The organism is Zobellia sp. OII3, assembly GCF_002211465.1.
GTDB classification, from domain to species: domain Bacteria; phylum Bacteroidota; class Bacteroidia; order Flavobacteriales; family Flavobacteriaceae; genus Zobellia; species Zobellia galactanivorans.
This window is the reverse complement of sequence record NZ_MWRZ01000004.1, coordinates 205,309-222,988: the sequence shown is the minus strand read 5'-3', so window position 1 is coordinate 222,988 and position 17,680 is coordinate 205,309. Positions and strand designations below refer to the sequence as shown.

General features: G+C 43.2%; 20 protein-coding genes. 11 read left to right on the top strand and 9 right to left on the bottom strand.

Annotation, left to right across the window (positions count from 1 at the left end):
* Position 1 precedes the first annotated feature (1 nt).
* Positions 2 to 454, top strand: coding sequence for a GNAT family N-acetyltransferase (locus B4Q04_RS13550; RefSeq protein WP_088697106.1), 453 nt, complete (start codon positions 2 to 4; stop codon positions 452 to 454).
* On the opposite strand, the gene B4Q04_RS13545 is transcribed toward B4Q04_RS13550, so the two are convergent.
* Complete coding sequence (locus tag B4Q04_RS13545) at positions 455 to 757, bottom strand: hypothetical protein (RefSeq protein ID WP_088697105.1); 303 nt, start codon at positions 755 to 757, stop codon at positions 455 to 457.
* Between the two features lie 71 nt (positions 758 to 828).
* Here B4Q04_RS13545 and B4Q04_RS13540 point away from each other — a divergent pair, with 71 nt between their 5' ends.
* Complete coding sequence (locus B4Q04_RS13540) at positions 829 to 2,079, top strand: hypothetical protein (RefSeq protein WP_013996097.1); 1,251 nt, start codon at positions 829 to 831, stop codon at positions 2,077 to 2,079.
* Positions 2,080 to 2,109: 30 nt separating this feature from the next.
* Here the strand turns inward: B4Q04_RS13540 and ligA are convergent, their stop codons facing one another.
* Genes ligA through B4Q04_RS13525 form a run of 3 tightly spaced genes read right to left on the bottom strand, consistent with a single transcriptional unit; the run spans position 2,110 to position 5,535 of the window.
* The gene (ligA, locus tag B4Q04_RS13535; protein ID WP_088697104.1) at positions 2,110 to 4,107 is read right to left on the bottom strand and encodes an NAD-dependent DNA ligase LigA; all 1,998 of its coding nucleotides are present in this window, start codon (positions 4,105 to 4,107) and stop codon (positions 2,110 to 2,112) included.
* Positions 4,108 to 4,167: 60 nt separating this feature from the next.
* Positions 4,168 to 5,031 carry a peptide chain release factor N(5)-glutamine methyltransferase gene (gene prmC / locus B4Q04_RS13530; RefSeq protein ID WP_088697103.1) on the bottom strand — a complete coding sequence of 288 codons (864 nt, stop codon included), beginning with the start codon at positions 5,029 to 5,031 and terminating at the stop codon, positions 4,168 to 4,170.
* A gap of 18 nt (positions 5,032 to 5,049) precedes the next feature.
* A complete protein-coding gene (locus tag B4Q04_RS13525; protein WP_046287657.1) occupies positions 5,050 to 5,535 on the bottom strand; it encodes a GNAT family N-acetyltransferase in 486 nt (161 codons plus the stop codon).
* A gap of 88 nt (positions 5,536 to 5,623) precedes the next feature.
* Here B4Q04_RS13525 and ribD point away from each other — a divergent pair, with 88 nt between their 5' ends.
* Genes ribD through B4Q04_RS13505 form a run of 4 tightly spaced genes read left to right on the top strand, consistent with a single transcriptional unit; the run spans position 5,624 to position 8,777 of the window.
* The gene (gene ribD, locus B4Q04_RS13520) at positions 5,624 to 6,709 is read left to right on the top strand and encodes a bifunctional diaminohydroxyphosphoribosylaminopyrimidine deaminase/5-amino-6-(5-phosphoribosylamino)uracil reductase RibD (protein ID WP_013996101.1); all 1,086 of its coding nucleotides are present in this window, start codon (positions 5,624 to 5,626) and stop codon (positions 6,707 to 6,709) included.
* Positions 6,702 to 7,307 carry an HAD family hydrolase gene (locus B4Q04_RS13515; RefSeq protein WP_013996102.1) on the top strand — a complete coding sequence of 202 codons (606 nt, stop codon included), beginning with the start codon at positions 6,702 to 6,704 and terminating at the stop codon, positions 7,305 to 7,307. The genes ribD and B4Q04_RS13515 overlap by 8 nt, the downstream gene beginning before the upstream one ends.
* 1 nt (position 7,308) lies before the next feature.
* Positions 7,309 to 8,172: an EamA family transporter gene (locus B4Q04_RS13510; protein WP_013996103.1), complete on the top strand. Its 864-nt coding sequence runs from the start codon at positions 7,309 to 7,311 to the stop codon at positions 8,170 to 8,172.
* The gene (locus tag B4Q04_RS13505; RefSeq protein ID WP_088697102.1) at positions 8,172 to 8,777 is read left to right on the top strand and encodes an IMPACT family protein; all 606 of its coding nucleotides are present in this window, start codon (positions 8,172 to 8,174) and stop codon (positions 8,775 to 8,777) included. Before B4Q04_RS13510 ends, B4Q04_RS13505 begins: the two co-directional genes overlap by 1 nt.
* 88 nt (positions 8,778 to 8,865) lie before the next feature.
* On the opposite strand, the gene B4Q04_RS13500 is transcribed toward B4Q04_RS13505, so the two are convergent.
* Complete coding sequence (locus B4Q04_RS13500; RefSeq protein WP_046287659.1) at positions 8,866 to 9,276, bottom strand: acyl-CoA thioesterase; 411 nt, start codon at positions 9,274 to 9,276, stop codon at positions 8,866 to 8,868.
* Positions 9,277 to 9,483: 207 nt separating this feature from the next.
* Between B4Q04_RS13500 and dnaA the strand changes: the two genes are divergently transcribed.
* The 4 genes from dnaA (at position 9,484) to B4Q04_RS13480 (ending at position 12,807) form a co-directional block, all read left to right on the top strand.
* Complete coding sequence (gene dnaA / locus B4Q04_RS13495; protein ID WP_013991386.1) at positions 9,484 to 10,908, top strand: chromosomal replication initiator protein DnaA; 1,425 nt, start codon at positions 9,484 to 9,486, stop codon at positions 10,906 to 10,908.
* A gap of 6 nt (positions 10,909 to 10,914) precedes the next feature.
* Positions 10,915 to 11,361 carry a low molecular weight protein-tyrosine-phosphatase gene (locus B4Q04_RS13490; protein ID WP_013991387.1) on the top strand — a complete coding sequence of 149 codons (447 nt, stop codon included), beginning with the start codon at positions 10,915 to 10,917 and terminating at the stop codon, positions 11,359 to 11,361.
* A 13-nt stretch (positions 11,362 to 11,374) separates the two neighbouring features.
* Complete coding sequence (locus B4Q04_RS13485; protein ID WP_088697101.1) at positions 11,375 to 12,100, top strand: SAM-dependent methyltransferase; 726 nt, start codon at positions 11,375 to 11,377, stop codon at positions 12,098 to 12,100.
* A 161-nt stretch (positions 12,101 to 12,261) separates the two neighbouring features.
* Positions 12,262 to 12,807: a DUF4269 domain-containing protein gene (locus B4Q04_RS13480; protein ID WP_013991389.1), complete on the top strand. Its 546-nt coding sequence runs from the start codon at positions 12,262 to 12,264 to the stop codon at positions 12,805 to 12,807.
* A 180-nt stretch (positions 12,808 to 12,987) separates the two neighbouring features.
* Here B4Q04_RS13480 and B4Q04_RS13475 read toward each other — a convergent pair whose 3' ends face one another.
* The 4 genes from B4Q04_RS13475 to dapF form a co-directional block, all read right to left on the bottom strand.
* Positions 12,988 to 13,617 (bottom strand): hypothetical protein, encoded by a 630-nt coding sequence (locus B4Q04_RS13475; protein ID WP_013991390.1) that lies wholly within the window; start codon positions 13,615 to 13,617, stop codon positions 12,988 to 12,990.
* A gap of 146 nt (positions 13,618 to 13,763) precedes the next feature.
* A complete protein-coding gene (mltG, locus tag B4Q04_RS13470; RefSeq protein ID WP_013991391.1) occupies positions 13,764 to 14,807 on the bottom strand; it encodes an endolytic transglycosylase MltG in 1,044 nt (347 codons plus the stop codon).
* A complete protein-coding gene (locus B4Q04_RS13465) occupies positions 14,807 to 15,331 on the bottom strand; it encodes a GNAT family N-acetyltransferase (protein ID WP_088697100.1) in 525 nt (174 codons plus the stop codon). The genes mltG and B4Q04_RS13465 overlap by 1 nt, the downstream gene beginning before the upstream one ends.
* A complete protein-coding gene (gene dapF, locus B4Q04_RS13460; RefSeq protein ID WP_088697099.1) occupies positions 15,325 to 16,101 on the bottom strand; it encodes a diaminopimelate epimerase in 777 nt (258 codons plus the stop codon). Before dapF ends, B4Q04_RS13465 begins: the two co-directional genes overlap by 7 nt.
* A 185-nt stretch (positions 16,102 to 16,286) precedes the next feature.
* Here dapF and B4Q04_RS13455 point away from each other — a divergent pair, with 185 nt between their 5' ends.
* Positions 16,287 to 17,678 (top strand): S1C family serine protease, encoded by a 1,392-nt coding sequence (locus tag B4Q04_RS13455; protein WP_013991394.1) that lies wholly within the window; start codon positions 16,287 to 16,289, stop codon positions 17,676 to 17,678.
* Positions 17,679 to 17,680: the final 2 nt, after the last annotated feature.

Sequence of the window (17,680 nt, the reverse complement as noted above, 5' to 3'; positions counted from 1 at the left end):
CATGCTAAAAATAGAACGTACCACCCACAAAAACGAACACTTTACAAGCCTAGTCGCCCAATTGGATGCTTATTTGAGCCATACGGATGGCGACGAACATGACTTTTACCATCAATACAATGGCATAGAGCACCTAAACCAAGTCGTTATAGCCTATTCAGACAATGCTGCCGTGGGTTGTGGAGCCATTAAGGAATTCGATACGGATTCGGTGGAAGTCAAACGAATGTACGTTTCGCCCAAAACACGGGGTCAGGGTGTTGCCACATTACTTCTAAAGGAATTGGAAAAATGGGCTACTGAACTGGGGTACAAAAGCTGTATTCTGGAAACGGGCAAACGCCAACCGGAAGCCATCTCCCTTTACACCAAGAACAATTACAAAACCATACCCAATTACGGTCAGTACGAAGGTATGGAAAACAGCGTCTGTTTTAAAAAGGACCTAGTTTAACTAGCGCCCCAACAAATACTCGGTTATTTCTTGATGTTCCTGCTCCAAAGAACTTTGGGGATAAGACCTTCCCGCTTTGCGATACCAATACCCGGCATTGAATTTATCGCCTTCTACCCTATGCAAGTAGGCATGAATCCAACTTCCCGTTTCATTGTACATTTCCTGGGCAATATCATGGGAAGCCTCCCAGTTGTCGTTCGCGGCAAACCACATAGCTTTCAATGCTTCCGACAAATCGGACGGCGGGTTAGAACCGCCCCATGTTTTTTTAAATTCTTCGTAACTCTTAGGTGTCGCCATCAATTTTTGATATCATTTGTTCATTCCTATACAAAAATACCTATTTTCGATTGAAATTAACCAGCGCTTTAATGGTTCAACTATTACGAAGCTTAGTTCTCTGGAGACCAATGCCCTACGTGTTGGCACTACTCTGTACGGTAGTCATTTTTGGCATTCATATGCTACCTAGTGTGGACAGCATGCTCAACGAGAACAACACCCGCATCTCACACGTTTTCTTACGTTCACAGATCAATTACCACAAAGAAATCGCGCCTTTTGCCCGACGACCTTTGACTACTTTGCTAATTGAAACCGCACAGTCCGTATTCAAGTTCAAGGCCGGTCACGCATTTATTTTGGTCAATTTTTTATTACTAGGCCTTAGTGGCGCCTTGACCTATAGGCTCTCCCTTATTCTTAAGGCCACAAAAAAGCAGGGGATAATAAATATGTTGGTGTTTTTTGCATCGTTTTCGGTCTTGTTCGCCTTTTTCCCCCCTGTATTCACTTACGACGAACCTTTGCAGTACTGCTTCCTTTTAACGGCCATTATGGCTTTTGTCGGCCGTAGGTGGTTCGCATTCGTAAGCCTGTTCACCTTAGCCCTTGTCGCCCGAGAAACCAGTATTTTGCTATGGCCCGCATTGGTGTTGTTCTTCCCGGGAACGGAAAATAACCCGCCCCAAACCTTAATCGAACGATTCAAAAAAAAAGGCCTATACCTATTGCTTCCCGTTTTTCTCTACGGTTGTTATATTGTTATTTTCATACACCAACAAAGTCTGCTCCACGCCACCCACATTGAAATGGCGAGCCGGTATTCGTGTTTTCTCGAAAATATAGAGAGTGTACAAAACAGTGTAGAATCGGTCGTATCTATTTTGATTACCCTAGGGCCGTTTCTTTATTTCACCTATTTCTATCTACACAGACAGGATAGGCTTCACTGGGAGAACAAATTTGTTTCCGCCTTTCTTTTGACCCTAGCCTTCAATACGCCTATTGTTTTTTTGACGGCATTTGCAAGGGAATCACGCCTATTTGCCTTACCCCTCCTCTTCATTTGGCCCATGTTCATGCAACTTTTCGGCAAGGACATCAGCCCCCTGTTCACAAAAAACGGTTATATCGGCTTTTTAAAAAATTGGCGAACACTCCTCCTATTCACATGCCTTACGGCCGCCAACTTTGCGTTTTGTTTTATCTACTACCCGTACTTGGGACTGGGAAGCAACACTTATTTTGCGGAATACATATTCGGTACGGTTTTACTTCTAACGCTTCATTTCTGCAGCTATCGAACATTAGGCACAAAGGAACACACTACTGTTTCCTAAGGAATACGGAAGAGCGAGAAAAACCATAAGCTATTGCACCATACTCAAGAACTCCCCTTCGGTAACGATGGGCACGTTCAAAGATTCCGCTTTCGTTCGTTTACTAGGCCCCATTTTATCGCCCGCGACCAAATAAGCGGTCTTTGACGATATGCTCGACCCGACCTTGCCCCCATTAGCTTCGATTATCTTCTTGAGTTCGTCTCGGCTGACCGTCTCGAAGACCCCGGAAACCACAATGGTGAGTCCTTTTAATTTATCCGTCTGGTTTTCCAACTGTTCTTCGGAAAGGGAAAATTGCAATCCATAGGCCTTCAATCGGTCTATAATTTCACGGTTGGCCTCATTACTGAAAAACTCCACCACTGAATTTGCGATACGTTCACCGATCTCGTCTACGGAAACCAAACTTTCTACAGAGGCCTCCATTAAGGCATCTATATTTTTATACGCCCTTGCCAATTTCTTGGCCACGGTCTCCCCTACAAAACGAATCCCCAAGGCAAAAAGAACGCGTTCAAAGGGAATCTTTACCGAATCGGCCACACCTTTGACCAAATTCTCGGCAGATTTCTCGGCCATGCGTTCCAAAGGCAAGACCTGTTCTTTGGTCAAAGTATACAGGTCCGCATAATTTTCGATTAGGCCTTCCTTATATAGCAGTTCTACCGTTTCACTCCCCAGCCCTTCAATATCCATGGCCTTTCGGGAAATAAAATGTTGAATTCGCCCTGTAATTTGGGGAGGGCAACCATAGTAGTTTACACAGTAGTGTTTGGCGTCGCCTTCGGTTCTCACCAGCTCCTCATGACACTCGGGACAATGGGTAATATATTCGGTTGGTTTTGAATCTTTTGGTCTTTTGGTAAAATCCACACCAACGATTTTAGGGATGATCTCCCCTCCTTTTTCCACAAAAACCGTATCCCCTTCACGGATATCGAATTTGGCAATCTGGTCGGCATTGTGCAACGAAGCCCTTTTTACGGTAGTGCCCGCCAAAAGCACGGGCTCTAGATTGGCCACGGGCGTAATGGACCCCGTGCGGCCGACCTGATAGGTGATTTCGTTCAAGAGGGTAGAAACCTGCTCAGCCTTAAATTTATAGGCCATGGCCCAACGAGGGGATTTTGAGGTAAAGCCCAACTCTTCTTGATGCTGGATACTATTGACCTTCACCACTACCCCATCCGTTTCATAGGGCAGGTCGTGGCGCTGGGAATCCCATTGATTCACAAAGGCCATCACTTCATCGGTTGAACGGCAAAGTTTGGCCACTTCAGGGACTTTAAATCCCCACTCCCTTGCTTTTTCGAGCATCTGCCACTGCGAAGCTATTCCGGTGTCTTGCCCTACAATACTGTACAACAAGCAATCTAAAGGCCTTTGGGCGACCGCTGCACTATCTTGCAGCTTCAAACTTCCCGAAGCCGTATTTCTAGGGTTCATATAGGGGTCCTCCCCATTCTCGACACGTTCGGCATTCATTTGTGCGAAACCTTCAAAAGGCAAAACAATTTCTCCGCGAATATCGAACTTGGAAGGGTAATCGCCCTTTAATTGAAGTGGTACGGACTTTATGGTCTTTACGTTGGTAGTTACATCATCACCCTGAAAACCATCGCCGCGTGTTACCGCCCTTACCAATTTACCCTCTTCGTAGGTAATACTGATAGACGCCCCGTCGTACTTCAGTTCACACACAAATTCCACTTGGGTATCGCCCAAGATACGCTGCATGCGTTTTTCCCAGTCCTCTAAGTCTTCCTTTGAATACGAGTTGTCGAGCGAGTACATCCGCTCGTTATGTACTACGGTCTCAAAATTTTTGGTAACCGCACCCCCTACGCGCAAGGTTGGTGAACTTGCATCGTAAAACTCGGGATACTGGGCCTCAAGCGCCTGTAATTCCTTTAATTTGATATCGAACTCATAATCGGATATAGTGGGATTATCAAGCACATAATAATTGTGGTTATGCTCTCGCAATTCTTGCCGAAGGGCCTCTATTTGTTCTTTTATCTGCATTGTATAGCTCAGTGTTTCTGTAATCTTATTTTGGGCTTTCCTAGGATTTTCGGAATGACATTATCCCAAGACTCCCTTTGTCATACGGTCATTTCCGAATATATCTTTTCGGACCTCAATTTCTAAAAAATTATGCTCCCGCAAAAGTGCTGCCGTTTCTTTTGCCAAATATTGGTTGATTTCAAAAAAAAGCTTCCCCTTTTCCACAAGGTTGTGCTGGGCAAACTTGCTTATAGCATCATAAAAAACCAGTGGGTTTTCATCGGAGACAAACAACGCCAAGTCCGGTTCGTACTCCAAAACGTTTTTCTGCATCTCCCGTTTTTCAAGCTCTCTCACATAGGGTGGATTAGAGACTATAATATCATATCCCCCGGGCCGTCCGTCATAATTCAAGATATCGGCATGGATAAATCTGAGCTCTACCGAGTTTGACCTAGCATTTCGTTTAGCCATTTCCAAGGCTTCCCCCGAAACGTCCAAGGCATGAACCTCGGCTTCAGGCAATAGTTTGGCCAAGGAAATAGCAATACACCCACTACCCGTTCCGATGTCTAAAATCCGTAATTTTCGTTTTTCGCTAGTCAAGCCCCCTCTTGCCTCACCTACGACCCAACGCACCAACTCTTCGGTTTCAGGCCTAGGAATAAGTACCTTTTCATCGACCTCGAAATCGAGATCCATAAAACTTGTCTTTCCTATAATATATTGAACGGGACGTTGCAGCCTGAGTTCGGACAAAGCCTCAAAAAGAGGTTGTTCCTCTTCTTTTGTCAAGGTCAAATTCGGCCGTATGGCCAGAACGAAGCGTTGCAATTGAAGATAATGTTCGATCAACAGATAAAAGAAGCTATCTACTTCCTCTTTGGGGTATAGGCCGTCTAACTCTTTGTGGTAAATATGCTTTATTTCTTTTAAGACCATTCCTTTCTTACGTCAACATTACAATTTAGCGAGCATATATACAGGACATGAATAATGCCCCGTATCGCCCATGGGTTCGTCAATGTATTCAAAGCCCATTTTTTCATAAAGCTTTTGGGCCGCCTTCATATAGGGCATGGTTTCAAGGTAGACCATCTCAAAATTAAATTCCCGGGCCTTTTCCAAACATATCTGCAGCATTTTTGAACCGATTCCGCGCCCTCGGGCCTCCTCCAAAAAGTACATTTTCTGAAGTTCACAGATATTATCCTCACAATTATCCAATTGGGCCACCCCGGCGCAGCCTAATATCTTGTCATTTTCCTCTACCACAAAATACGCGGCCCTTGGGCGATCGTAATTCTCGAACATACTATCCAAGGTAACATCGGCATAAGCCGTACCCACCTTAGGAGCCCCTAAATCCACTAAAACCTTGCGAATCAGTGCGGCCACCTGCCCGTTGTCCCCTTTTCTAATGTTCCGGATGTTCACTGCCCCCATTACCAATAAATAAAATTCTATTTTTACAGCGTGAAGATACGTAGAAATGTGCGTATGTTAAGTGTCTAAAATTCCACGAACAAAGCCCATGTCAAACAACAAACCCCTAGCAAAAAATACTTTTTCAACGGATGAAAGCTATATGCTCCGCTGTTTGGAAATAGCGAAGAACGGCTTGGGAACGACCGCCCCGAACCCTATGGTGGGCGCGGTAATTGTTTACAAGGATCAAATTATCGGCGAAGGTTATACCAGTCCCTACGGAGGACCACATGCCGAAGTGAACGCCATAAACTCAGTAAAGGACAAAGCCCTTCTTAAGCGGGCTACCATTTACGTGACCCTTGAACCCTGTTCGCATCACGGAAAAACCCCGCCCTGCGCCGACCTAATCGTGAAACACGGCATACCCAAAGTCGTTATCGGACTAATAGACCCCCATTCGAAAGTGGCCGGAAAGGGTATAGAAAAACTAAAAAAGGCGGGCATCGAGGTCATTAGCGGGTGTTTGGAGATAGAATGCCGTAGACACCACCGTCGCTTTCTGAGCTTCCAAGAAAAAAAACGTCCTTATATTATACTGAAATGGGCCCAGACAGCGGATGGTTTTATCGCCCCAAAAAAAGAAGCGCGTAACACCAAGCCCGAACCCTATTGGATTACCAACCCCTATTCGCGACAATTGGTCCATAAATGGCGAAGCGAAGAGCAAAGCATATTGGTAGGAACAAATACCGCACTGGAAGACAATCCTAAACTAGACGTCCGCTCGTACACGGGCAAAAATCCGATACGTATCGTACTTGACCGTAACCTAAAAATCGACAGGACTTTTCACCTAATGGACGGAAGCACGCCCACCTTGGTTTTAACCGATACGACCAAAACTATTGAATCGAAAAAAAACATAAGGTATCTGCATCTTGATTTTAACGGAAGCATCGTCGAACAGTTATGCCATATCCTCTACCAAGAAAATATCACCAGTGTTCTGATAGAAGGCGGCAGCCAAACCCTACAAAGCTTTATTGATTCCGGTTTATGGAACGAGGCCCGTATCTTTATCGGCAGCACGCATTTTAAAACAGGGCTCCCAGCACCTAAGTTTACGGGTGAAATTATCAACACAAGGCGGATCGGCAGCGACACCTTAAAAGTATACAGCAATGATTAAGAACATTATTTTTGACTTTGGCGATGTATTCATCAATTTAGATAAGGGCATTATATTCCGGGAGATGGAAAGGTTTGGGGGAACTATTGACCTGACCCCTGAAATGGCCGAGCTAAACAATATGTATGAAATCGGAGGCATATCTACGGAAGAATTCATTGCCCGGCTTCAGTCCCAATACCCCAAGGCAAGTGCTTCGGAAATCAAGAACATATGGAATTCGATGTTGCTCGATTTTCCGGAAGAACGTCTAGAATTTATAGAACAACTGGCCAAAGAAGATGAGTACCGTCTTTTCCTATTGAGCAATACCAATGCCCTGCACATTACGCATGTAGAGCAAAAAATGGGTTCGGACAGATACTATCGGTTTAAAAATGCCTTTGAAAAATTTTATCTTTCCCACGAAATCAAGTTGAGAAAACCGAATACCGAGATCTACCAGTTCGTTTTAGACGAAAACGGACTCAAGGCCGAGGAGACCTTTTTTATAGACGACACCAAGGAAAACACCGAAGCCGCCGAAAAAATAGGGATCAACTGCTGGAACATTCAAGTAGGAAAAGAAGATATCGTACAATTGAAACCGAAACTTTAAGATGACCTCACTTGCCCTGAGCATACTGGCCTCGAGCCTCATCTTTATTATCTTCAAGCTATACACCCGCTTCAAGGTCAATACACTATTTGCCATTGTCACCAATTATTTTGTAGCCTGTGGAGTAGGACTTACCCGCTACCAAGGTGAGACCAACCTATCTGAAATACCACAAAAACCTTGGTTTTTGGGCACGTTTATCTTAGGCATCCTATTTATAGCCGTCTTTAACCTAATGGCCGCCGCCTCTCAAAAAGTAGGGGTTTCCGTTACCTCCGTAGCTACTAAAATGTCTTTTGTTCTACCGGTTATTTTCGGCATTCTGGTTTATGGTGAAGAACTGGGACCACTTAAAGTTGCCGGAATAGTACTGGCCCTTGCCGCCGTCTATTTTACCTCTATAAAAGAACCGGTAAGAAAGTTCAAAAAAACAGCCCTACTCCTACCCGCTTTGGTATTCTTGGGTTCGGGCATTATCGACACCAGTTTAAAATACATTCAAGAAGTACACATCAAAGAAGAAGACTACCCCCTTTTTTCGGCGACCGTTTTTGGTTCGGCAGCCTGTATAGGCCTTTTGGTCACCATTTATAAGATGGCGGACCTTCGTTCTCAATTCAACCTGAACACCTTATTGGGCGGCATAAGCCTAGGGGTGGTCAATTATTTTTCAATTTTCTTTTTATTAAAAGCGCTACAGAACGACACACTCAACAGCGCATCGATATTTACAATAAACAATGTGGCCATAGTCATGTTCACCACCATTTTGGGAATTATTTTGTTCAAGGAAAAGATAAGTCCCAAGAACTGGAGCGGTATTGCCCTGGCCATAACCAGCATCATATTAGTAGCTTTTGGCTAATGGAGAACACAAACGATACATACAAGACCCTCGGAAAGCCCTCAGAAGAAGTCCTGTTCAAAGAAAAGAAAAGCAAGTTTTACGGCTATGCCCATCCCATAGAAACCGAAGCAGAGGTAAAGCCCATAATCGAATCCCTAAAGAAAAAGCACCACACGGCCAACCACGTCTGTTATGCCTGGCAAATAGGTATTGAACAATTGAGCTATCGCGCCAACGACGACGGGGAGCCCAATAATTCGGCCGGCATGCCCATATACGGACAAATACAATCTTTTGAGGTAACCAATACCCTGGTAGCCGTTGCCCGTATTTTCGGAGGCACCAAGTTAGGCGTAGGCGGATTGATAAGTGCCTATAAGACCGCGGCAAAAATGGCTTTGGAAAACGCTGATATTATACAAAAAATAGTACAGGAACAGTTCAAGCTCAAATTTGAATACGCCCAAATGGATGTGGTCATGAGAGTCATAAAACAAAAAAACCTGCAGATTGTCTCCCAAAAAATGGAAATGCAATGCGAACTGGTGATTTCGGTCAGAAAGCAAGATGTCGCACAAGTAAAAGAGATTTTTGTAGGAATTTACGGAGTTGAACTAACATAAGACTACAAGCTTATTGTTTAGCAGGGGCAGCTCATGCCGAACCGTTAATTCGATATGCCAAATTTTTACAAAAACGAGGAAAAACAACTTACTTTTTTTCTCTTTTTTCTATGAGTTCCAAGAGGTATTTCGGACACCGAATAGGGCGTTTCGTCTTCATGTCCATGAATGCCAAAACGGTGCTTGCCTCAACAAGAATTTCCTGTTGTTCATTGTAAATTTTATAGTCAAATTCTATCTTGACGGAAGGCGTTTTTTTGAGCCTCGTTTCAACGCTGATCAGCTCATCATAAAAGGCCGATTTTCTGTAGTTGAGCGACAAGGAAACAACTGGCAGCATAATACCGTTTTCTTCCATTTTTTTGTAGGAAATACCAGTATCACGTAACCACTCGACCCTTCCCATCTCCAAGTATTGCGCATAATTCCCGTGATACACCACTCCCATTTGATCCGTCTCCGCATAACGTACTCGGAAAGAAATTTTGTTAAAATACATATATTATCATGTAAAAATTATATCTTTAAACGATTTCGATTTATTGCCTTTGAACATGCGAAAAAAAAAGGGTAAATTCAATAGGGTTAGATTTTTTTTTTAGTTTTTTTGTTCACATATTTGCCTACCGAGAAAGTACGGATTATCCTCTAGACTTTCCGCCGACTTACGAAATCACTAACCAACAAAAATAAGATAAACTTTAAAATGGGTGTTACTGCTATTTCCGTATGGAACAATTGTTTGACCTTTATCAAAGACAACATTCAACCGCAGGCATTCAAAACTTGGTTTGAACCTATCAAACCGGTTAAGTTATCTGACAATGCACTGAGCATTCAGGTACCTAGTAAATTCTTTTACGAATGGTTAGAAGAACACTATGTCAAGTTGTTAAAAGTTGCACTCACCAAAGAATTAGGTGAGACCGCAAAATTGGTGTACATCATTAGAATGGAAAACACCTATGGCAACAAGGAACCTTTTACCGAAAAGATACCCAGTTCCAACAGGGCGAACATGACGCCTCAGGAAATGGACGTTCCGATAAAATCAAAAAACCCAGAGCTAAAGAATCCTTTTGTAATTCCAGGCATTCGAAATATTAAGATCGAATCGCAGCTCAACCCCAACTATAACTTTGATAACTTTTTGGAAGGAGACTCTAACCGTTTGGCCAGATCTGCCGGTATGGCCGTCGCCAACAAACCTGGAGGAACCTCGTTTAACCCCTTATTGGTCTTTGGCGGAGTAGGTTTAGGAAAAACCCACTTGGCCCATGCCATTGGAGTTGAGATCAAGGACAAATACCCTGAGCGTACCGTGCTGTATATTTCAGCCGAAAAGTTCACACAACAATATATTGAATCGGTAAAGAAGAACACCCGAAACGATTTTATCCACTTCTACCAATTGATAGACGTGCTCATCATCGACGACGTTCAGTTCTTGAGCGGAAAATCGGGAACACAAGATGTCTTCTTCCATATTTTCAATCATTTGCACCAAAACGGGAAGCAGGTTATCCTAACCTCTGACAAGGCCCCCGTAGATATGCAGGATATCGAGCAACGCCTATTGTCCCGTTTCAAGTGGGGCCTATCGGCAGAGCTTCAGAATCCCGATTACGAAACACGAATTTCCATACTAAAGAACAAACTGTATAGAGACGGTGTTGAAATGCCCGACGATATTATCGATTATGTAGCCAAGCATATCAAGAGCAATATTCGCGAATTGGAAGGCGCCATTATATCGTTAATAGCCCAATCTTCTTTCAACAAAAAGGAGGTGACCCTAGAATTGGCACAACAGGTAGTCGAAAAGTTCGTAAAGAACACCAAGCGCGAAGTATCCATAGACTACATTCAAAAAGTAGTTTCCGATTATTTTGAAATGGATGTCGCCACACTTCAGTCGAAAACGCGAAAGCGACATATCGTACAAGCAAGACAGCTTGCCATGTTCTTTGCGAAGAAATTCACCAAAGCCTCATTGGCCAGCATTGGCTCGCAAATCGGAAAAAGAGACCACGCCACCGTACTACACGCCTGTAAAACGGTCGATAACTTGGCTGAAACCGACAAGCAGTTCAGAAAATACATCGAAGACCTTACCAAGAAATTCTCTTAATCCCTTATGGAAACCAAAGTTTTAATGGTCTGCCTTGGCAATATTTGCAGGTCGCCATTGGCCGAAGGTATTCTTCAAAGCAAAGTCGACCCTAAAAAGGTCTTTGTCGATTCTGCAGGAACCGGAGGTTACCATATTGGTAACGCCCCCGACCCTAGATCCATAGCGGTTGCCCGAAAATACGGACTGAACATCGAAAATCAGCGCTGTCGCCAATTCCAGAAATCGGACTTTAAAAAATTTGACGTAATTTATGCTATGGACCGTAGCAACCTCAATAACATTTTAAACTTGGCCGATACCCAAGAGGAAGCCGAAAAAGTGAAATTGTTGCTTACGGAAGTGGAATTGCCCGTTATTGAAGTACCCGACCCGTATTGGGACGACAATGGATTTGACAAGGTATTTCACCTTATTGACAAAGCTTGTACGTCTATCGCCAAAAAACTCTAATGCAATCACAATTATGGCCAACAGAATCGAGAACCAGGGAAAGTTATATCTCATACCCACTACGCTTGGCGATAACGAACCCTTAGAGGTCTTACCTATTTCCATAAAACAGGCGATCGAACAAATTGACCATTATATTGTTGAAAACGAAAAAACGGCCAGACGCTTCATTAAAAAGATCAGCCCTCGGAAATCACAGCCGGACCTTCATTTATCGGTATTGAATAAATACACCCAGATTGAAGAAATACCCAGCTTTTTACGGCCCTGCCTAGAAGGCTTTCATACCGGAATCTTATCCGAAGCAGGCTGCCCCGGCATTGCCGACCCAGGAGCGGAAGTCGTAAAGATCGCTCACGAAAAAAACATTCAGGTAGTGCCTTTAGTCGGCCCCTCCTCTATCGTACTAGCCCTTATGGCCAGTGGAATGAACGGGCAGAGTTTTGCCTTTAACGGCTATTTGCCCATAGATGCCCCAGAGCGCAAAAGTGCCATCAAACGATTGGAAAAACTTTCAAAAGACTACGGACAATCACAGCTATTTATAGAAACCCCCTATAGAAACGACAAGCTTTTTGCCGAGTTGCTCAAAACACTACACCCCAACACGAGGGTATGTATCGCTTGCGATGTCACCCTTCCTACGGAATACATCCTCACCAAGACCGTTGCCGACTGGAAACGGACCAAAGTGGAACCCCTTCACAAGCGGCCCGCTATTTTTATTATCCAAGGGTAAACTTTCCTATCTGTATCATTTTTAAGAATATTACGGAAGCCCAAGGCAATACGCCGCAATTTCAATGAAAAGGAATATTCCTTAGATTTGAATAAAAGGCCATACCCTTAAATTGCATTTATTATATAACTGTAGCCCACAAACCAATACCCATTTAATAAATGAATCGTTTTAAAAATATCGAATACCTGAAACTTGGCAACAAAAGGCAAAACCAAGCCTACAAAGAGCTTAAGGAACTGAATATTTTCGAAAAACTTAAAAAGTACAATCCCATCTTAACAGGAACGGTTCCTATTGATATCGACGTGCCCGAAAGTGATTTAGATATTATTTGCGAGTGCAAAAACCACAGAGAATTTTCCGCAGAACTTTTATCCCTATTTGGTAAGAAAACCGATTTTGAATTAAAATCATATAAGGAAAACCAAATTCAATCTACAACCGCAAAGTTCAAGACCGATACTTTTGAAATTGAGATTTTCGGACAACACATACCCACCGAAAAACAGAATGCTTACCGACATATGGTAATTGAAGACAAAATCTTAAACTCGAAAGGCCCTGAATTTAGGGCCGAAATAAGAAGCCTCAAATCGGGGGGATTAAAAACAGAACCCGCATTCGCCAAACTCTTGGGATTAAACGGAAACCCCTATACCGAACTACTAAAGTTTGAAGCAACAATACAAGCAGAAGAAGAATAGGCTTCCCGCAGAGGCTCAACTTCCATCAAACACCAACGTATAGCGAGGCGACTGAAAGACTTCTTTAAAAAAAAAGGCGAATACACACAAATACGTAAAAGGTATAAAAAAAACAAACCCCAATAGTACTATTGGGGCCTGCTCATCTTCATATGTACATTAGATCTTAAAGATAAGATGTTATACTTTAGGGTTACGTTTAGGGGAAACATGGGAAATATCATAGCCCGAAAACTTTTTCATGTATTCCGCTATGGTCGTGCCATAACTGTCCGACACATCAAAAGCCCCCCAAGAACGCAAGTATTTCTTAACGTTTCCTGCTCCGGCCAAATGCGCCGCGGCCAACATTCCCGATTCCGTTATCTCTACCCCACCTATTCGTTTTCCAACGAAACGTGCGATATCTCTTCGCAGAATCCATTTGTTACGGGCTATATTCGTGTGAAAAGCCCGTTCTTGCAACACTGGATCGTTCAAGAAACGTGTTGCGTTATAAACACCCATAAGCTGTAAGGTACCGATACCAAATTGGTATTTTCCCAAATACCCTAGAGTATTCGTTGTAAAATAATTCCCTTGCGATTCTTTGAACGCAAGAGCTTCTTTAAAGCCGATATACGAACTCCCCAAAAAGGGCGGAGCCAATAATATCGAGCTATTAACGGTTTTGTTTTTGGGGAACAAAACCTCAGTAGGTTGAGTTACTTTAAGGGTTTCGGGCACTTTCACCTCTTTAGGTTCAAAACCGAAACTCAATAAAATAAAGGTAATGATCAGGGGGCTTGTAAAACTTAGCCACTTTCTCATACATTAAATTTCCTAAGACTTACGAAAAAAATAACCTGCTTAGATTTCGAAGGGCAAAGATAAGCCTGAATTAAAGTTTGAACCTAGAAGGCTTTGTTAAAAAAACCCATATTTAGTTAACAAGTCATAAACAATGGACAAAATACCTACCTTTTTATCTTTTGTGAATTGATCCACTGGACATATTGTGCCTTATTTCGGTTGTGTTGGGCCAGAGTTTTCGCAAACTTATGGTAACCGAAATTCTCTACGTTAGCCACAAAATACAGATAGTCGTGCTTTTCAGGATTGAGTACGGCATCAATGGCGGAAATGTCGGGCATAGCAATGGGGCCGGGAGGTAGGCCCGCATATTTATAGGTATTGTAAGGCGAATCCAACTCAAGGTCTTTGTACAAAACCCTCTTGATAACCGCCTTAAAATTACCCGTATGCTTTTTTAACGCATATATTACGGTAGGATCGGCCTGTAATAAAATTCCTCTTTGCAATCGGTTCAGGTACACCCCTGCCACACGTGGTCGCTCGTCTACTTTTGCGGTTTCCTTGTGCACTACCGAAGCCAATGTTATCACTTCTTCAGGCGAAAGTCCCAATTTTTTGGCCTTGGCCAAGCGTTCTTCCGTCCAAAAGCGCCTATATTCCTTAAGCATACGATCGCGAAATTCTTCAGCGGAAGAATTCCAAAAGAACTCATAGCTGTTGGGGATATACATGGCCAATCGCGTTTCTTCGCCAAAACCGTTCGCTTTTAAAAATGCCTCATCCGTAAAAGCTTCCAACAAGGTCAAACTATCGGGCTCGATCTGCATGGCTATTCTTCCCGCCAAATCGGCAATGGTTTCCTGATTGTTAAAGGCCACCCTTACCGGAACGTTTTTGCTGCGTAAGGAATTAACGATATCATTGTTGTTCATTCCTTTTACAATAGCATACTTCCCCCCTTTTACATTGGCCGCATACCCTTTGCGGATAGCGATTTGCTCAAATGATTCGGGATTTTTCAAAAGGGGCTCCACAAGCTCCTTTACATCGCCAAAACTGGCATCCGACGGAACGAACACATATGCCTTTTCATTATTAAAGCTTGTATTCGGGCTAAATACGGCGTTATAGACCTTATACGCAAAAACTCCCCCGCCAACAAGACCGGCAAGCACTATGATCAAAAGAATTCGTCTGATATACATTAAGCGTTTATTTTTTGGAACAAAATTTCATTTTTATATCCTCCTTCGGAAAAAATCCAATCTTTTTTCAAGCCCACTTCTTTAAATCCCATTTTTTTGAACAAATGGATACTAGCATCGTTCCCTTCCATCACATTAGCGTACAACTGATGCAAAGCCAACGTCCCGAAGGCATAGTCACAAAGTAGCTGTAAGGCCTCGGAACCTATCCCCTTATTCCTATCCCCTTTATCAAGAACAACGATACCTACGCCGGCCCTGCCATTTTTGGGGTCAAAATCGAAGAGGTCTATAAAACCGATGGCCAGATCGTCTTGGTTGCAGATACAAAGACGCAACTGTTTTACATCGTATATATCGCGATAGGCATTATCTAAATAAAGTTTTAAGACGTGTTTTGAATATGGGGTAACCGTTCCGCTGATTTCCCATATTTCCGGATTGTTCTCCAATTTGTACAGAAAATCAAGGTCTTCTGGCTCGAGGGCCCTTAAACTTACATGTTCCCCTACAAGACTCAACATTCTATCTCTCCTTTGAACACCTGTTCGGCAGGACCGATCAAGTGAATGTTTTGATACACTCCATTCCGCTCTTCGAGCTTCACCTGAAGTTCGCCCCCTTGTGTCTGTATCTTGACGGTATCGGTAGCAACCTTTCCCGCACGATGCATGGCAATGGCCACCGCGGTAACGCCCGTACCACACGACAAGGTCTCGTCTTCAACGCCCCGTTCGTAAGTTCTTACGGCAAAACCGGCATCATTTAGCCCCTCTACAAAATTGATATTGCTACCGATTTGCCCGTAAAGGCCATACCTTAATTTCTTTCCTTCCTTAAAGACTTGAAAATCCTTAATATCATCTACCATCTGCACGTGATGCGGTGAGCCGGTATCCAAAAAGACGTAATCGGGTTTTTCCTTTATTTCTGAAACATCTTGCATTTGCAAGCTAACGATACCGCCTTCAACTGTTGCCCGATGCTTACCATCGGCCGCATTGAACAAGGTCTCTTTATCGATAACCCCCAGAAACTTCGCAAAAGCCACCGTACAACGACCTCCGTTACCACAAAGACTTCCTTCGTTTCCATCGGCATTGTAGTAGACCATCCGAAAATCTGTCAGTTCGTCATTCTCCAATAGGATAAGACCGTCCGCCCCTATGCCAAACTTTCGATCACACAAACGCGCTACGAGTTTGGTATCATTTTTGGGAAACAACAACTGTCGGTTGTCTATCATTACAAAATCATTCCCTGTGCCCTGATATTTGAAAAATTTGAGTGTCATACGTATATTTAAAGGCACAAATATAGGGTTTTATCATCTTTGAAATGAACGGGACAATGCAGTAGTTATAGGCCTGTATTTCTTTGGATTAAGATTTATTTGGCAGTTAAAAAGTAGTTAAAGCAAATTTAATACTCTTTAAAAACGACTAATTTTAACATATCAAAAGATTAAAACACAATAAAATGAAGAAAATTGCCAGTACCTTTTTTATCGCCCTGATTGCTGGAGCAATTACCTTGGGCAGCTACAAACTATTTTTTGAGAATACTAATTACGCCGTTATCTCCCACAACGAAGGGGAGTCGGTTTTCAATACAAGTTTAACCCCTACCTCGCCGAAGGGCTCCGGAATCAACGAAGTCGATTTTACGGTCGCGGCCGAAACCACGGTAAACGCCGTAGTTCACGTCAAGAACGTAACCATAGACAGGACCCCTCATAGTTTTATGGATTTTTTCTACGGAAGCGGAGGAAACCAAAGACCACAAGTAGGCACGGGATCAGGTGTAATCATCTCTCAAGACGGATATATCGTGACCAACAATCACGTTATTAGCAAAGCTACCAAGTTACAGGTGACCCTGAACAACAACAAGACCTACGATGCCGAGCTAGTAGGAACCGACCCTAATTCAGACATTGCCCTGATCAAAATAGATGCCGGAAAGAACCTGCCTTACTTAGCTTTTGGGGATTCCGACCATGTAAAGATCGGAGAATGGGTTTTGGCCGTTGGCAACCCCTTTAACCTTACATCTACGGTTACCGCAGGTATCGTTAGCGCCAAGGCCCGTGACTTAGGAAGAAATCAATCGTTTATTCAAACCGATGCCGCAGTAAACCCTGGTAACAGTGGCGGCGCCCTAGTGAACACCAATGGGGACCTTGTTGGAATCAATACTGCAATCACCTCACAAACCGGAAGTTATGTTGGATATTCATTTGCGGTACCCAGCAATATTGCAAAAAAGGTTGTCGACGATATTCTTGAATACGGTAACGTTCAAAAAGGGATACTAGGTATTTCGGCCTTAAACGTAAATACGCCTTACGCCATTGAAAACGGCCTTAATGAAATAGAAGGGGTTTATGTATCAGGTGTGGAAGAAGGAACCGGCGCCGAGGAAGCCGAACTTCAAGAAGGTGACATCATCAAAAAAATAGATGAAATCAAAGTTCGCAAATTTGCCGACCTTACAGGTTACCTATCCGCAAAACGCCCCGAAGATACCGTAGAACTTACGATTGACAGAGATGGGGAAATATTTACGGTACCGGTGGTACTTAAGAAAAGACAAACGGTAATTGTTCCCGTCATGGGCCTTGAAGTCAAAAACCTCACCAAGGAAGACATGAAAAAATTCAAAACCAAAAAAGGAGTAAAAGTAGTCGGCGTACCTGAAACCTATAGAGGAAACGGTCTTGAAAACAAGGTACTATTATCGGTAAACGACAATGAAATCAACGATATCGAAGAAGCCCGCGCCCTATTTGGAAGTATTTCGAGATACGGAAGAACAAGTATTACCATGGTTAATGAAAAAGGAGAAAGGGAACGCCTCATATTTCAATAATC

Coding starts and splice junctions, on each gene's coding strand:
- B4Q04_RS13515 (WP_013996102.1), top strand. CDS start 6,702: ATGATTAAGAACATTATTTTTGACTTTGGCGATGTATTCATCAATTTA.
- B4Q04_RS13465 (WP_088697100.1), bottom strand. CDS start 15,331: ATGTTGAGTCTTGTAGGGGAACATGTAAGTTTAAGGGCCCTCGAGCCA.
- B4Q04_RS13505 (WP_088697102.1), top strand. CDS start 8,172: ATGGAGAACACAAACGATACATACAAGACCCTCGGAAAGCCCTCAGAA.
- B4Q04_RS13545 (WP_088697105.1), bottom strand. CDS start 757: ATGGCGACACCTAAGAGTTACGAAGAATTTAAAAAAACATGGGGCGGT.
- B4Q04_RS13550 (WP_088697106.1), top strand. CDS start 2: ATGCTAAAAATAGAACGTACCACCCACAAAAACGAACACTTTACAAGC.
- prmC (WP_088697103.1), bottom strand. CDS start 5,031: ATGGTCTTAAAAGAAATAAAGCATATTTACCACAAAGAGTTAGACGGC.
- B4Q04_RS13540 (WP_013996097.1), top strand. CDS start 829: ATGGTTCAACTATTACGAAGCTTAGTTCTCTGGAGACCAATGCCCTAC.
- B4Q04_RS13490 (WP_013991387.1), top strand. CDS start 10,915: ATGGAAACCAAAGTTTTAATGGTCTGCCTTGGCAATATTTGCAGGTCG.
- B4Q04_RS13525 (WP_046287657.1), bottom strand. CDS start 5,535: ATGGGGGCAGTGAACATCCGGAACATTAGAAAAGGGGACAACGGGCAG.
- dnaA (WP_013991386.1), top strand. CDS start 9,484: ATGGGTGTTACTGCTATTTCCGTATGGAACAATTGTTTGACCTTTATC.
- dapF (WP_088697099.1), bottom strand. CDS start 16,101: ATGACACTCAAATTTTTCAAATATCAGGGCACAGGGAATGATTTTGTA.
- B4Q04_RS13455 (WP_013991394.1), top strand. CDS start 16,287: ATGAAGAAAATTGCCAGTACCTTTTTTATCGCCCTGATTGCTGGAGCA.
- B4Q04_RS13480 (WP_013991389.1), top strand. CDS start 12,262: ATGAATCGTTTTAAAAATATCGAATACCTGAAACTTGGCAACAAAAGG.
- B4Q04_RS13485 (WP_088697101.1), top strand. CDS start 11,375: ATGGCCAACAGAATCGAGAACCAGGGAAAGTTATATCTCATACCCACT.
- mltG (WP_013991391.1), bottom strand. CDS start 14,807: ATGTATATCAGACGAATTCTTTTGATCATAGTGCTTGCCGGTCTTGTT.
- B4Q04_RS13475 (WP_013991390.1), bottom strand. CDS start 13,617: ATGAGAAAGTGGCTAAGTTTTACAAGCCCCCTGATCATTACCTTTATT.
- ligA (WP_088697104.1), bottom strand. CDS start 4,107: ATGCAGATAAAAGAACAAATAGAGGCCCTTCGGCAAGAATTGCGAGAG.
- B4Q04_RS13510 (WP_013996103.1), top strand. CDS start 7,309: ATGACCTCACTTGCCCTGAGCATACTGGCCTCGAGCCTCATCTTTATT.
- B4Q04_RS13500 (WP_046287659.1), bottom strand. CDS start 9,276: ATGTATTTTAACAAAATTTCTTTCCGAGTACGTTATGCGGAGACGGAT.
- ribD (WP_013996101.1), top strand. CDS start 5,624: ATGTCAAACAACAAACCCCTAGCAAAAAATACTTTTTCAACGGATGAA.